This is a genomic window from uncultured Algibacter sp., assembly GCF_947495675.1.
Taxonomy (GTDB): Bacteria; Bacteroidota; Bacteroidia; order Flavobacteriales; family Flavobacteriaceae; genus Algibacter_B.
Genome location: NZ_CANLZX010000007.1, coordinates 1 through 14,946, shown reverse-complemented (window position 1 = coordinate 14,946; position 14,946 = coordinate 1). Strand labels below are relative to the sequence as shown.

Here is a 14,946-nt window from a genome sequence, read left to right as displayed (position 1 = left end):
ACTATGGGGTGCCAATGCCATATTAAAACTATCTAGTCTATTGTGAACTTATGAGAATTAACGTTTATAATTTGAAGCACTAAAAACAAGATTTAAAATGAAAACTAGTAAGTATACATGTTATTTTATTCTAATCAATTTTTTCTTTTTTAGTAGTTTAATTGCACAAACAAAAACCTACTTATCCGGTACCTACGCCGATACTGCTGTTGACTGGGAATTTAAAATGTCTCAAGGACGCAATAGTGGCTATTGGACTACCATTCCTGTACCATCAAACTGGGAAACCAAAGGCTTTGGCTATTACACCTATGGTAAAGATCATAAGGATTATAAAACAAAACCTGAAATTGGGTTTTATCGTCATAATTTTAAATTCAATTTAAAATCAGATAAACGTTATTTTATAGTGTTTCAGGGCGCTATGACAGAAACTACTGTTACCTTAAATGGTAAACAAGTTGGAGAGACTCACATTGGTGGTTTTACAGAGTTTAAATATGAAATTACAAATTTTTTAAAAACGGGAGACAACCTTTTGGAGGTGGATGTGTTAAAACCAGCCATACATCCTCAAGTTGTTAAAGCCGAACGTATTGCCGATTATTGGTTGTTTGGAGGCATTTTTAGACCTGTTTATATTGAAGAGTTACCCACAAATTATATAAAGCGTGTTGCTATTGATGCTCAAATGAATGGTGACTTTAAAATGGATGTGTTTACAGATGCTTCTAAAGAAAATGTATCATTAACAGCACTAATTTACGACAGCAATAATCAAAAAGTAGGGAAAACATTTTCAGGAAAAGTTTTAAAAAATAAAGGTCATTTGGAAGCCACTTTAAAAGATATTGCATTATGGTCTCATGAGTACCCAAACTTATATAGTGTTGAGGTTACTTTAAAGCAAAAAAAGAAAACATTACATACGTATAGACAAAAATTTGGTTTTAGAACCTTTGAAGTTCGAGATCACGACGGTTTTTACTTAAATGGCAAGCGAGTTTTATTAAAAGGAGCAAACATGCATAGTTTTAGACCAGAAACAGGGCGCACATTAGCCAAACAAGATATGCTTGATAATATAAAACTCATGCAAGACATGAACTTTAATACGGTGCGTATTTGTCACTACCCACCAGATGCAGAGTTTTTAGATTTATGTGATTCTTTGGGCTTAATGGTAATGGATGAGTTACCTGGTTGGAGGCATGCACTTCCAGATGAAATTGGGAGCAAAATTGTAAAAGAATTAGTGGTAAGAGATGTAAATCATCCATCGGTTGTACTATGGAGTAATGGAAATCACTTAGCACATAATCCTAAGTTTGATGAAGATTTTTTTAAATGGGATATCCAAAAACGACGTCCTTTAAAAAATGAAACCAAAACAGGTGATATTTATAAGGGGTATGCTCCAGATTTTGACATTGTAAAAACTAATTTTTATCCAGGTTACAAATTATTAAAGCAACGTTTATTTGAAGAAAACCATATTGTTTTACCCAATGAAGCCTTGCATGCGCTATATGATGGCGGCGGCGGTGCCAACCTAAAAACTTATTGGGACGCCATCGAAACATCAAAAGTTGGTGGCGGATTGATGATTTGGGCACTTTTTGATGAAGGTTTAAGGCGAACAGATATGAACAATAAACCGTTTCATCAAGGTAATAACGCACCAGATGGTATTGTTGGTCCAAATTCAGAAAAAGACGGAAGTTTTTATGCGGTTAGAGAAATATGGTCACCAGTTAATATAGAAGAAAGTATAATTACTTCAAATTTTAATGGCGAATTAACCATTAAAAATAAGTTCGATTTTGTGAATTTAAATGAATGTGAATTTCGATGGAAACTCATTGCTTTTGAAACACCAAATACATCGGCATCAGGATATAGAACCATCGTCTCAGGTAAAGTTAATACACCCAATATTTTTCCTAATCATACAGGACAGATAAGGATAGATTTACCACAAAACAAACCTAAATTCGACGCATTGGTTATTGAAGTAAGAGACAATAAAGGGCTATTGGTTTATGAAAAGCGGTTAATGCTAGAGAAAGAATCGATTTTCTTTCAAACGTCAGAAAGAAATAAAGTAAAACAGGATGAAAATAATCCGTTCCTTTTTTATTTGGGTACAACTACTATATTATTTGATGCGCATAGCGCCGTGTTGAAAAAAGTAGCAGTAAAAGGAAAGCAAACGAGTATTACAAACTTTCCTTTTATTGATGTAAAACAGGCTGATTCGTTGAAAGTAGAAGAAAAAAATCAACTTGAAGTTAAGGCTTTAGTAAAAAAAGAAAGTGAAAATTTTGTTGTAGAAAGCAACAATTGTAATGGTTTTGATGCTATAAGGTGGACTATAAAACCATCGGGAGAAATAAAACTAGACTATAAATTTTCCCCACAAGAGGGCACATACGAATATGCAGGAATAGGTATGAGCGTAAACGCAGATGCAATAAAAAGTAAAAGGTGGCTAGGTGAGGGGCCCGCAAGAATTTGGAAAAATCGAATGGAAGGCGGTTTGTATGATGTGTATGGAGTGGATAAATTAATTAACATACCAGGAGAAGTTTATAATCAACCTGAGTTCGAAGGCTATTTTGCACCTTGGAAATGGGCTGTGTTTTATCTAGAAGATAACGTTCCAATAGGGTTTCAAAATAATAGCGATGTTATTTTAGGAGTACTGAACCCTGTAAATGGTGAAAACGCAAAATATGCATCATGGAAATATCCTGATAAAGCAGGGTTTTATTTTTTTAATACCATTTCAGCAATTGGTTCCAAATGGAAAAAACCTACCGAGTTTGGACCAGATGCGCAACCAACGTTTATAAAAGAACCACAAGAAGGCTCGGTATCATTATTCATTAATTGGAATAATGTTGAAAAAAATAGTGAAAACTTTAAAATTTCAATTGAATAAAATAATTATTTAATTCGCATAATATGAAAACAACTAAACCACTATTTCTTATTTTTTTTATGATAGGTTCTCTTTTGTCTTGCGGTAATAAGACTAAAAGTGAGACGATTAAAAATGAAGTGTCAGATGATGTACAAACACCACCAAATATCGTTTTCATACTTTCCGACGATCAAGCTTGGACAGACTATGGGTTTATGGGGCATGAACAAATTGAAACACCACGTTTAGATAAATTTGCTTCAGAGAGTTTAACCTTTACCAGAGGCTATGTGCCAACATCCTTATGCTCGCCTTCTTTAGCAACTATAATTACAGGAGTATACCCAAAAAATCATGGCGTTTTAGGGAATGACAGAGTGCTTCCTGGTAACACAAGAGAAAACAAAAAGGAATGGCGCGCTAAAAATTATGAGCCGGTAATAGAGAATTTTAAAAGCTTAAATACACTTCCAGATATGTTAAAAGATAAGGGGTATTTATCCTTCCAAACCGGCAAATGGTGGATAGGAAACCATACAAATGGTGGTTTTGATTATGGGATGACACATGGCAATCCAAACCGAGGCGGTCGTCATGGTGATTACGGATTAGAAATTGGACGAAAAGGCATGGATACGTTAAACAGTTATATAGATGTTGCTGTAAAACAGAAGAAACCATTCTTTTTGTGGTATGCACCATTTTTACCACATGCACCGCACAATCCGCCACAACGTTTACTAGATAAGTATCTTCCAAAAGCGCCAACAGAACATGTGGCTAAATATTGGGCCATGTGTGAATGGTTTGATGAAACCTGTGGTGAACTTTTTGATGCCATTGAAGAAAGAGGGTTAAGTGATAACACAGTATTTGTTTATGTCTGCGATAATGGTTGGGTACAAAACTTAAACGACTCTAGTTACGATAAAATATCAAAACGCTCCCCTTACGATTTGGGTATGCGCACACCAATTATGTATAAATGGGCAGGACAAATAAAACCTAAAAAAGATACTACAACCGTGGTAAGTAGTATTGATATGGTGCCAACCGTTTTAGATATATTAGATATTAATAAGCATAAAAACTTACCGGGTATAAGTGTTTTAAATGAAACGGAATTAAACAATCGCGAAGTTATTTTCGGAGAAATATATGCGCACGATTTTGATACAATAGAGTCAAGCATGTTTTACAATATTGCTATTGCACCGCCGTATAAAGTAATAGTTCCAGATGCTGTTAGAAAGGCTGAAGAAAATATTCAATTGTTTAATATTGATAAAGACCCTTTTGAAAAAAATAATATAGCAAAAAACAATCCTGAAATAGTTGAAAAATTAAAACAACAAATTGCTAGTTTTAGAGCTGAATAAAAAGTACGTATTATGAAAAAAACATTTTTGTTATTAGTACTAGTTTTCACATTCATCTTTTCATGTAATAATGAAAAAAAGAAAGTCGTTAAAGATGAAGTGTCGAAGCCAAATGTTTTATTCATTGCGGTTGATGATTTAAACAATTGGATATCGTCTATTGATGGATTTTCTAATGCGAAAACGCCTAATTTTGATAGGTTAGCAGCTATGGGAGTTACGTTTACAAACGCCCATGTTCAAGCACCTTTGTGTGGACCATCTAGAGCATCTATAATGTCGGGATTGCGTCCTTCTACAACTGGAATTTATGGCATGACTCCAGATAACAAAATCCGAAGACCAGGCAATCCAGCAACCAAAGACATTACATTTTTACCAGAATATTTTCAGGATAACGGCTATCATACCATGGGTATAGGTAAACTGTTCCATATCCATGCACCAGATAGTGCGTTTATTGAATCTGGAGGTCGTGTTAAAGGTTTTGGTCCCTATCCTGAAAAGCGTTTTGTTTGGGATGGTTTTGGAGAAGGTATTAAAGGAACGCACGGCAGAACCAGTACAGACTGGGGTGCATTTCCAGAACATGATACTTTAATGCCAGACCATCAATCTGTAAATTGGACTATAGAACGGTTGCAAAGAGAATACGATAAGCCATTCTTTTTAGGACTCGGATTTTTACGTGTACATGTGCCGCTTTATGTACCGCAAAAATGGTTTGATTTACATCCTTTGGAAAGCATTGAAACACCACCATATTTAGTAGATGATTTAAACGATATACCACCTGTAGGCTTGCAAATAAATGATTTGCCTATGATGCCGTCTACAGAATGGGCAAAGGAAAGTGGCGAATGGAAAAAGATAGTACAAGCCTATTTAGCCTGTATGAGTTATGTAGACTATGAATTAGGCCGGGTGCTGGATGCTTTCGAGAATAGTAAATATGCAGATAATACTATTATTGTATTATGGTCAGACCATGGGTACCGTTTAGGCGAAAAAGGCACCTTTGCAAAACATGCCTTATGGGAAACGGCAACCAAAGCACCTTTAATGTTTGCGGGACCTAATGTACCAAAAGGCAAGAAAATTGAAGCTCCGGTCGAGATGTTATCTATTTATCCAACACTACTAGAATTAAGCGGATTGCCAGCTTATGCTAGAAATGAAGGGAATAGTTTAGTGGCCATGATGCAAAATGATGAAGGATTGGAAGCGGCAAGAGCTATAACAACCTTTGGTATGAATAACCATGCAATAAAAGCAGATGGCTATAGATATATTCGCTACGAAGATGGAAATGAAGAATTTTATGACCATAGTAGCGACCCTAATGAATGGCATAACGAAGCTAATAACCCAAGGTTTAAAAATAAGATTCAAGAATTAAAAGCTTTGTTACCCAAAACAAATGCGAAGTGGGACGCCGAGTCAAATTACACATTTCAACCCTATTTTGTGGAACAAAAGGAGCGTGTTAATGGTAAAAATGTTAAGCCTGTAAAAGTTATTGGGGCAGAACGATAATTTATTCAGAAAAAAATATAAAGATGGTTAAAATCAATATTATGTTAGAAAAAAGATCATTATTTGAAATGTTTTTAGCTTTAATTTTTTTATCACTAATAGGTTGTAAAGACCAACAAAAAGAGGGCTTAGTACAGAAGCATCACAATTTAAGCGAAACCGAAAAACCCAATTTAATTTTCTATCTAGCCGACGATCAAGATGTATACGATTATGGGTGTTACGGAAACGAAAAGGTACATACGGCGGCAGTAGACCGTTTAGCAAAAGAAGGCATGTTGTTTAATAATGCTTTTACGGCTCAAGCCATTTGTGCTCCAAGTCGCTCTCAACTTTTTACAGGTAAATACCCGTTAAAGAATGGTTGTTTTGCAAATCATACGGCCACAAGACCAGACATAAAAAGTGTAACTACTCAAATGAAAAATTTGGGTTACCAAGTTGTTTTAGCAGGTAAAAGCCATGTAAAACCAGAAGGTGTTTACCAATGGGATAGAGAATGGGAACCCGTTCCTAAAAAGGATGTGCCTAGAGATTATATTCCTTTAGATAGTATTGAGGCATATTTTAAAACATCCAAAAAGCCATTTTGTATGTTTATAACCTCAAAATACCCGCATGGGAAGTATTTTGATGTTGAAAACCCAAATGCCGATGATATTAAGTTTTATCCTTTCAATGAACACAAAAAAAACGATAAAGCTTATGTAAAAGCTAAGGCAGGTTACTACAGAAGCATCGAAGAAGATAACACACAAATAGAAAAGGTTTTAGATTTAGTTGATACGTATTTAGATGATAATACCTTATTTATTTACAGCGCAGATCATGGGGTTTCAGGAAAATTTACGGTTAAAGATATAGGTTTAAAAGTACCATTTGTAGCACGCTGGCCAAAGGTAATTAAGCCAGGATCTACTTCTAATCAACTCATTCATTATACCGATGTTTTACCAACTTTTATGGCCATTGCAGAGGGGAAATCTCCTAGCAATATGGATGGCAATAGCTTTTTACCGCTATTACAAGGTCAAGATGTGGAAATAAACAAGTATGTATATGGTGTTAGAACCAATCAAAATATTTTAAATTCTGAAGTGTTTCCTTCTCGAATGATTCGCGATAAGCGGTATAAATACATCAGAAATTTTAATTCAATAGAGGTTGTTGGTCAAAATTTAACGGGAAAAGCTAATGTAGACTACTTTATTAAAAGAGGAGCAAACGCACATAAAAATGAGCCTCTAGAAGAATTGTACGATTTGCAAAATGACCCATTTGAGCAAAACAATTTAGCTCAAAACCCAGAATTGCAATCAGTTAAAGCAAAATTAAAACAAGATTTATTCAGTTGGATGAAATCTCAAGAAGATATTTTAGATGAAACTATCGGGAATATGCCTATCATTACCCCAAAAGGAAACAAAGGGTTTAAACTAGATCAAGATACACCCAGACGAAAAATCCCAGATTCAATTAAAAACACACTTACAGTAAACGATGTAACAATTATTGAACATTGGTAAAAACAAATATTATAATGAATAAGTACTTCACATTTGTATTAGGTTTAACTTTTCTTTTTACGTCATGTAAAAATGAAAAAAATAAAACAGCGGAAACGCAAGCACAAAAACCAATGAACGTTTTGTTTATTGCTATTGATGATTTAAGAACCGAATTAGGCGTCTATGGTGCACCACAGGTAAAATCGCCAAACATAGATCAATTTGCAAAAGAAGCTCTTGTTTTTAATCGGGCCTACTGTAATGTACCTGTTTGTGGTGCTTCCAGAGCTAGTTTACTAACAAGTATTTTGCCTACAAAAACACGTTTTATAGATTTTAGAGCAAAAGCGCAGGAAGATGTGCCAAATGCCAAAACTCTACCAAGTATATTTAAAGATGCTGGTTATACCAGTATTTCTAACGGAAAGATTTTTCACTATAACAAAGATGCTCAGGAGTCTAGTTGGAGTGAAAACCCATGGATGCCAGAGGGTGGACACGCTGTAAGTTACGACCCTGAGACTAAAAAAGTAATTATGAAATCGGGAAATGGTCGTGTGTACGAAGCGCCAGAAGTTAGTGAGCGCGTGTATCCTGATTATAAAATAGCACAAAAAACTATTAAAGATTTACGGCGTTTTAAAGAAACAGGAGAATCGTTCTTTATGGCTTGTGGATTTTTCCGTCCTCACATGCCCTTCTATGCCCCTAAAAAGTACTGGGATTTGTATGATAGAGATTCTATAGCGATAGCCAATAATCGTTATTTACCTGAAAATGCACCTAGTTCTTTGCGTGGAAGTGGGGAGTTTAAAACCTATAATTTTGGAGAATACGAACCTGGAACAGAAGAGTTTCATAAAATGATGCGTCATGGATATTATGCATGCGTAAGTTATGTAGATCAGTTGGTGGGCGAGGTGCTTAGCGAGCTTGAAACCCTTGGTTTAGCAGAAAATACCGTTGTTGTATTGTGGGGAGACCACGGCTGGCATTTGGGAGAGCACGAGTTTTGGGGTAAACATAATACCTTACACAATGCATTGCAAGTACCGCTAATTGTAAAAGTTCCAGGAAAAGCCAAAGGGCAGCAAACTAAAGCTTTAATTGAGAGCGTTGATATTTACCCTACACTTTGTGATTTAGCTAATTTAGATACACCCGATTATATCATGGGCAAGAGTTTTGCATCTATAATCGAAAACCCTAAGCAGTCGTTTAGAGAAAACGTTTATGCCCGTTTTAAAAAGGCAGATGCTATAGTAACCGAAGATTTTACGTATTCTTTATATGAAAACGGCGAAGAGATGTTGTACAATCGTAAGTTAGACCCTGAGGAGAACAAAAATGTTGTTGCAGACAATAGTTATATTAAGGTGCTTAACAACATGCGAAGTGCTCTTAAAAAGAAACAAGAACAAGCAACAAGTTACCAGTAAAATCACTTAAATACATTAGTAGTAAATTTTGAAAAAAACGTTTAAAATAAAAGGAGTTAAGAGGATTGTAATGCATTTAAATTATGCACTTATGTCATTATTTTTATTAACTCTATTTGGTTGCCAAAATCAAGAAAAAAAAGGAGATACTAAAGCAATTAAACCCAATATCATTTATGTATATGTAGACCAAATGAGTGCTAATATGATGAGTTGCGCTGGAAATACCTATTTAAAAACGCCAGCAATAGATTATATAGCCAATAACGGTATACGTTTTACAAGGGCTTACACTACTAATCCTGTATGTTCTCCAGCACGAGTTAGTTTAATGACAGGACGTTTTTCAGGTTATTTTAAGGATGATAAGGGACATGAAGTTCGAGAGAATAGAGGTTCTATGGCTATTCCAGAAGTATCTCAAGAAGTTAAGAACACAACCATTGCTTCTTATCTAAAAAAAGCTAATTACGAGTTGTATTTTGGAGGTAAAGAACACCTACCAGAGTCATTAACACCAAAGGCACTTGGGTTTAATAAATTTAGCGATAACGAAAGGGGTGAGTTAGTAAATAAGGCTGCAGATATTATAAAAGCTAAGCATGAAAATCCTTATTTTATGGTGGTTTCTTTAATAAATCCGCATGATATTTGTTACCTCGCACTTCGTAAAAAAGCTACTAGTAAAAATGACGCTATATTACTTAAGCGTGCAAAGGTAGAACTAGCAACTTTAGATAATGCCATGGAAATCCCCGAAGGTGTAAGTAAAGAAGATTTTTACAAAAATTATTGTCCGCCGTTACCAGAAAACTACGAACCACAAATTGATGAGCCTAAGGCGGTTAAAAGTTTAATTGACAATAGGCCATTTCGTAAAAATGCCAGAGAACATTTTTCAGATAACGATTGGAAACACCACAGGTATGCTTACCATCGATTAGTGGAAGTATTAGATAAAGAAGTACAAGTGTTATTAGATGCTATAAAAAAAAGTGGACAAGAAGAAAATACACTTGTAATGTTTTCAAGCGATCATGGTGAAATGAGCGCAAGTCATAGAATGGAGCACAAATCAACATTGTATGAAGAGTCTGCAAACATTCCATTTATGGCTATGTGGAAAGGTCATATTCCCGAAGGACAAGTTAATACAACAAGTTTAGTTTCAAATGGTATAGATTTACTTCCTACAGTATGCGATTATGCTAATATAAACGGCGTTGCCGATTCACGTGGAAAAAGCTTAAAGCCACTTTTTGAAGGTAAACAAATACCATGGCGAGAAACACTAGGAGTAGAAAGTGAAATAGGAAAAATGGTTGTTGAAAAAAATGGTTTAAAATACATGCGTTATGATGTAGAAGGTATTGAAGAGCAACTATTAGATTTAAAGCGAGATCCCTTTGAGACTAAGCATTTTACTAATGACCCAGCAATGAAAAGCAACTTTGAAAGATTGCAAAGCATATATAACACAGAATGGTTTAGTCAGTAGTAACTAGACCTGTTTTGTATTAAGTAGTGCATTAAAGTTAAAAAGCAATAATAGCTTGAACAGAAAAATGAAAGTTAAATACAGTATAATATTTCTTTTCGTATTAGTAGGGTTTAAAATATATGCTCAAGACGCTAAACGTCCTTTTATATTAGTAAAATCAAGTGAACGACCACAAATACTTCAAAAAATAAAAACCCAGCCTTGGGCTCAAGATATTTATAATAAGCTATTAAAAAAAACAGATTACGAAGTCGATTTGTTTTATAAAAATCCGGAAAGTTACGTTAATCAATTACCATTTAATTGGGATGAAGCTCAAAAGAATCAGTTTCCACCATTTTATAAAACAGACCATATAGAAAATGGTGTTCATAAAAATTTAGATAATGCTACAGATGAAGAATGGAAGCCTGCCGAACTTTTAATTAAAAACCTGCAAGTAGCCTTAGATTGTAGCATGATTTACTATGTTACTCAAGACGAAAAATACGCTTACGTAGCCAGTAGCATTTTATATAGTTTTATAAAATCTGTGCAAAAGGCAGAACTATCTAATTGGTATAGTAGAGGTGGTTGGTTATTTCCTTATGATGGTTTTAGAGAAGTACGTGTTATAGGCTATAAACTACCTTTAATTTACGATTTTGTATATCCATATATTCAAAACGGTGGTAAATCTTTAGATATCATAAAGGGTGATAAAGTTGATTTTCCTTTTAATGAAGCTCAAAATGTATTTAGAACTTACGCAGATATCACTATAAACTATGGGCATACAGGTTCCAACCATTCTGTGTTAGAAGCACCAAGTTTGGTGTATAACGCGCTTGCCATGGACGATAAAAAGGAGCGAGAAAAATTGCTGTCTTATTTTCTAACTGAAAATACCAAAAACCAAGATGCGCTTAATGTAATGGCTAAAAACTATAAAGAAAAAGGCGATATTTGGCCAGAAACATCGCAGTATCTAAACCATTCTACAGCCATTTTAACAAAACTTATGCTAGTGGTAAATAGGTTTAATCCAGCTTTAAAACTATCTCAAGAATATCCTAATATCTTACATGCTTTACCCAGATTAGACTATTTTGTGTATCCTAATAACGAGTTGGTAAGGTGGGGAGATGGCCACCGAAAAGGTAAAGCACCTTACGAGGCTATCGATCATGCCTATGCTTTAGCTAAAATGGATGGTTCTACAGACATTATAGATAAAATGGGGCCTATTTTAAATCGTGTTTTTGAAAACGGTAATTACAAAAGAAGTGATATGGAGTCTGTTTTTTTGCTGAATTCTGAAGTTGAAGGAAATTCTAATGACTTCCAGTTACCTAGAACAGATCGCGTATATCATGCAGGTATAGTAATGCAAAGAAACCCAAGCAGTACAAATAAGCCGGAAGACGGACTCATGTGTTTTGTAGGTGGAGCGCACATGGTACATGGGCATGCAGAAGGTATGAATATTGAGCTGTATGGAGAAGGTCAAGTATTGGGTGTCGATAATGGTAGAGGCAAATATGCCAAAGATATTCATGAAAACTATTCAAGAATATTTGCGGCGCATAACACAGTAATAGTAAATGGCAGCTCGCAAGGTGAAGGTGGCTGGAGTAATTTAGGTATTAATACTGTTGAAGTTGTTTCCATGGAACCTCAAGTTGGAGCAAAGGGCATTTCTCAATACCATTCGTTTAGCCAAACAACTTTTGAAGATAATGGTGGCTCGAAAGCAGAAGCTATGCAAGAACGTACACTTGCATTAATTAGAACTTCACCAACCACAGGATATTATGTAGATGTTTTTCGTTCAAAATCTAAATTACCAAACCAGTTTCATGATTATTTATATCACAATATCGGGGATACTTTGGCGTTTGAAAATAATAATATGGCTTTTAAAAGTACACCAGAAAAATACAACCAAAGTGCTAATGCTAAATGGGATAGAGGAACCTATAGAAATCCTGGATGGCACTTTTTTAAGTATGTAAAAACATCGAGGCCTTATAACGAGGCTGTTAAGGCAACTTTTAATGTTGAACAATTGCACGCCGGATCAATATATATGCAATTGCACATTCCAGGATTTGAAAACCGAGAATACACACAAGTAAAAGCGCCGCATACTTTTGAAGCCCCAAAGCCTTACGATACATTACCAACGCCTACATTGGTAATTCGCAATAGAGGTGCTGCTTGGGATAAGCCTTTTGTGGTGGTTTATGAAGCGTATAGCCAAAAAGAAACGCCAACAATTTCATCGGTTGAAAAAATTGAGCAAGCAGGTGTATATAAAGGTTTAAAAATTGAGAGTACTACGCCTTCAAATAAACTTATTCAATACGTTATTACGCAATCGAAAGATTCCGTTTTTCAAGATAAAGAATTAGATATTTATTTTAAAGGCACTTTTGCTGTAATTACATTAAATGAAAATGAGTTACTACAAAACATTTATGTTGGAGAAGGTGATAAATTAATTTATAAAGATGAAATTTTACAGACGAATCTAAATAAGTCTGTTTATAAAGAATTTGAAAAGTAAAAGGGTTTAAAGTTTTATGATATTTAATTTTAAACTAAATAACATCAACCCTTTTTTTGAAATATAAAATGAAGCAAACAACTATTTAGCAAGGCAATATGGATTAAAAGTTATGGTGTTTTAAATTATTTAAAGAGAATCCCTAACAATAAAATTAAAAGGTACTTTTACATTACCTTTTTGCTTATTTAAAATCATGTTAGCAGCCGTTTCTCCCATAACTTTAAAATCTGTAGACATCACGGTGATACCTAATAATTCTTTAAGGGGTGTATCGTTATAAGAAATAATTCCAATTTCACTTCCCAATTGATATTCATCTTCTCTAACTTGTTTTACTAAACTTACTAAATCAGATTCTTCAATAGTGATAAATAAATCACCTTTTTTCAAAATCATATCATCATAAACTTTGTCAAGAATTTCAAAATCTAATTTATGTTCTACACAAAACTTTCTAAATCCATGTAAAATTCTTCTCGGATATGGATATATTGATTTTTCTGGGTAGATTAACATTATTTTTTTATACTTTTTTATTTTTGGTAACCCTTCATTCAAAGCAAAATAAATGTCATTTTCAAAATCCTGATAGATTTCTACAAGCCCATGTTTAATTTCTGGTTTTATATTATCTAGAATTATAAGTTTGTCTTTTGGTATTTTTTTTAAACTTTTAATAACATTATCCGTTATGCTTACATGTTTTAATTCATCTGTTTTAAAATGAGGCATGATAACAAAATAGTCGTAAGCAGATTTGTTTTTATCTAGTAAGTTTAAAAACAAATTTTCATCACAATGGTATATGTGTAAATCGGTATGAGAATTTGCGCCAATGGCATTAATAAAGTGATTATAAGTTCTTAATTTGTATGAACTAAGTTTATTAACTAAAAATAAAATATTGACTTTAGATATTAATTTAGTTCTTGAAATATAAAAGCCTTTGCCTCTAATTGAAGTAATAATATTACGATCTTTTAAAATACTGTAAGCTTTTTCAACAGTATCTCTTGATAGATAAAACTCCTCACTAAACATGTTAATTGAAGGGATCTTTTGGTCCATTGTTAAATTACCTAATGAAATGTTATCTATAATACAATCAATGATTTGCTGGTATTTTGGCACCCTTGAATTTTCGTCAATCTTTATGTATTTAATTAGATCCATATACTACTTCTGATTTGATCATTTAAATATAGACTTTTTTTTATTTAAACGCTGTTAAATTAAAAGCCCTTTTATGCATAAATTTTTAACAAATGTTAGTTTGATATTAGCTATATAGATTTTCTGTCAATAAAATTAAAAGGAACTTTATAATCACCTTTTTGATTGTTTAAAATCATACTAGATGTCATTTCTCCCATTTTTTGAAAATCTGTTGATATAACGGTAATATCAAGAAGCTCTTTTAAAGGCGTATCATTATATGAAATAACACCAATATCTTCTCCTAAAACAAATTCTTTATCTCTTATTTGCTCTATTAAATTAACTAAATCATCTTCTTCAATAGTAATAAATAAATCACCTTTTAAAAGAACCATATCATCATAAACTTGTTCCAAAATATCAAAATCTAAATTATGTTCAACACAAAATTTCATGAAACCACGCATAATACGTTTAGGATATGGATAAATAGATTTTTTAGGATAAATAAGAATTATTTTTTTGTATTTTGAAATCTTTTCAATACCATTTTTTAGGGCATTAAATATATCTTTTTCATAATCTTCATAAACTGTGATTACGTTATCTTCGGTTGGTATTTTTTTATTATCAAGTATTACTAGTTTCTCTTTAGGTATTTTATTTATTGCTTGAGATACAGCAACTGTTGTACTAGTATGCTGTAGGTCATCAGTTTTAAAATGTGGCATAATAACATAGTAATCATAAGCTTTTTTATGCTTGTTTAATAAATTTAAAAACAAAGATTCATCACAATGATATATATGTAAATCTACATTCGTGTTAGCACCAATACTGTTTAAAAAGGAATTATAAATTTCCATTTTGTAACAGCTTAATTTATTGATTAGGAATAAAATATTTAATTTGTTTATAATCTTAGTTCGAGAAATATAAAAACCCTTA

At 33.4% G+C, this 14,946-nt stretch carries 9 protein-coding genes; 7 read left to right on the top strand and 2 right to left on the bottom strand.

Annotated elements, in window-relative coordinates; all coding sequences use genetic code 11:
* Positions 1-97: 97 nt before the first annotated feature.
* The 7 genes from Q0842_RS06625 to Q0842_RS06595 all read left to right on the top strand — a co-directional run bounded on the left by Q0842_RS06625 (position 98) and on the right by Q0842_RS06595 (position 12,837).
* Positions 98-2,944 carry a glycoside hydrolase family 2 TIM barrel-domain containing protein gene (locus tag Q0842_RS06625; RefSeq protein ID WP_298495818.1) on the top strand — a complete coding sequence of 949 codons (2,847 nt, stop codon included), beginning with the start codon at positions 98-100 and terminating at the stop codon, positions 2,942-2,944.
* Positions 2,945-2,967: 23 nt separating this feature from the next.
* Positions 2,968-4,305, top strand: a complete 1,338-nt coding sequence (locus tag Q0842_RS06620; RefSeq protein ID WP_298495816.1) for a sulfatase-like hydrolase/transferase — start codon at positions 2,968-2,970, stop codon at positions 4,303-4,305.
* A gap of 12 nt (positions 4,306-4,317) precedes the next feature.
* Positions 4,318-5,841, top strand: coding sequence for a sulfatase (locus Q0842_RS06615; RefSeq protein ID WP_298495814.1), 1,524 nt, complete (start codon positions 4,318-4,320; stop codon positions 5,839-5,841).
* Positions 5,842-5,882: 41 nt separating this feature from the next.
* On the top strand, positions 5,883-7,367 hold the full coding sequence (locus Q0842_RS06610; protein ID WP_298495811.1) for a sulfatase: 1,485 nt from the start codon (positions 5,883-5,885) through the stop codon (positions 7,365-7,367).
* 14 nt (positions 7,368-7,381) lie between these two features.
* Positions 7,382-8,788, top strand: a complete 1,407-nt coding sequence (locus tag Q0842_RS06605; RefSeq protein WP_298495807.1) for a sulfatase — start codon at positions 7,382-7,384, stop codon at positions 8,786-8,788.
* Between the two features lie 91 nt (positions 8,789-8,879).
* Positions 8,880-10,286, top strand: coding sequence for a sulfatase-like hydrolase/transferase (locus tag Q0842_RS06600; protein WP_298495805.1), 1,407 nt, complete (start codon positions 8,880-8,882; stop codon positions 10,284-10,286).
* Between the two features lie 67 nt (positions 10,287-10,353).
* Positions 10,354-12,837, top strand: coding sequence for a heparinase II/III family protein (locus Q0842_RS06595; RefSeq protein WP_298495802.1), 2,484 nt, complete (start codon positions 10,354-10,356; stop codon positions 12,835-12,837).
* Between the two features lie 129 nt (positions 12,838-12,966).
* Here the strand turns inward: Q0842_RS06595 and Q0842_RS06590 are convergent, their stop codons facing one another.
* Positions 12,967-14,013, bottom strand: a complete 1,047-nt coding sequence (locus Q0842_RS06590; RefSeq protein ID WP_298495799.1) for a GntR family transcriptional regulator — start codon at positions 14,011-14,013, stop codon at positions 12,967-12,969.
* 110 nt (positions 14,014-14,123) lie between these two features.
* Entirely contained in the window at positions 14,124-14,864 is a 741-nt protein-coding gene (locus Q0842_RS06585) for a transcriptional regulator (protein ID WP_298495796.1), read from the bottom strand.
* Positions 14,865-14,946: the final 82 nt, after the last annotated feature.

Excerpts from the sequence above, each read along its gene's own strand:
- Q0842_RS06625 (WP_298495818.1), top strand. The coding sequence starts at position 98 with ATGAAAACTAGTAAGTATACATGTTATTTTATTCTAATCAATTTTTTC.
- Q0842_RS06620 (WP_298495816.1), top strand. The coding sequence starts at position 2,968 with ATGAAAACAACTAAACCACTATTTCTTATTTTTTTTATGATAGGTTCT.
- Q0842_RS06615 (WP_298495814.1), top strand. The coding sequence starts at position 4,318 with ATGAAAAAAACATTTTTGTTATTAGTACTAGTTTTCACATTCATCTTT.
- Q0842_RS06610 (WP_298495811.1), top strand. The coding sequence starts at position 5,883 with ATGTTAGAAAAAAGATCATTATTTGAAATGTTTTTAGCTTTAATTTTT.
- Q0842_RS06605 (WP_298495807.1), top strand. The coding sequence starts at position 7,382 with ATGAATAAGTACTTCACATTTGTATTAGGTTTAACTTTTCTTTTTACG.
- Q0842_RS06600 (WP_298495805.1), top strand. The coding sequence starts at position 8,880 with ATGTCATTATTTTTATTAACTCTATTTGGTTGCCAAAATCAAGAAAAA.
- Q0842_RS06595 (WP_298495802.1), top strand. The coding sequence starts at position 10,354 with ATGAAAGTTAAATACAGTATAATATTTCTTTTCGTATTAGTAGGGTTT.
- Q0842_RS06590 (WP_298495799.1), bottom strand. The coding sequence starts at position 14,013 with ATGGATCTAATTAAATACATAAAGATTGACGAAAATTCAAGGGTGCCA.
- Q0842_RS06585 (WP_298495796.1), bottom strand. The coding sequence starts at position 14,864 with ATGGAAATTTATAATTCCTTTTTAAACAGTATTGGTGCTAACACGAAT.